Origin of the sequence: Acidiplasma aeolicum (assembly GCF_001402945.1) — an archaeon.
Lineage (GTDB): Archaea > Thermoplasmatota > Thermoplasmata > Thermoplasmatales > Thermoplasmataceae > Acidiplasma > Acidiplasma aeolicum.
The window spans coordinates 1-613 of the sequence record NZ_LKBG01000206.1 but is presented as its reverse complement, the minus strand read 5'-3'; the positions used below and the strand labels follow the sequence as shown (position 1 = coordinate 613).

Below are 613 nucleotides of genomic sequence, written 5' to 3'. Positions count from 1 at the left end.
TCTATATGAAAGTAATATAATTTTAAAATATTTTATTATAATAAACCATAATGATATTTTATTACTATCTGCTTGGAATAATCCTTGGATTATCTCTTGCAGGTCCACCAGGTGCTGTAAATTCAATAATAGCAAATGAATCATTAAAATCAAAGATGCATGGGACAAGTGTTGGTGCAGGTGCAATGAGTGCAGATTTTACATTCTTTTTAATTGTTTACTTCCTTCGGTCATACATAAATTTAGGTATACTAAAATTTATTTATATAATAGGTGGGTTATTCATGCTTTACCTTGGAATGGCTGTATTAAAATCTAAAATGCCGTCAAAATCAAGAAAGGGTAACTATTTTATAGGATTATCAATGGGATTGACCAATCCATTCCAGATACTGTGGTGGCTTACTGCAGGATTTTTCCTATTAAAGGAGTTAAGCATACTTTCTGTGGCTGGACTATTTTCAGGTATAATAATATGGATTTTTACATTTCCATATGCAATTAATAGATTCGGATATAAATATGAAAAATATATAAAATACATATCTGCATTTATAATATTTATATTTGCTTTTTATATATTATATAATGGAATAATATTATTAGTATGAAT

1 protein-coding gene is annotated in these 613 nt (G+C 27.4%); it reads left to right on the top strand.

The features are described 5' to 3' along the window. Positions 1 to 50 precede the first annotated feature (50 nt). Positions 51 to 611, top strand: a complete 561-nt coding sequence (locus AOG54_RS04555) for a LysE family transporter (protein WP_048101923.1) — start codon at positions 51 to 53, stop codon at positions 609 to 611. The last annotated feature ends 2 nt before the right edge of the window (positions 612 to 613 follow it).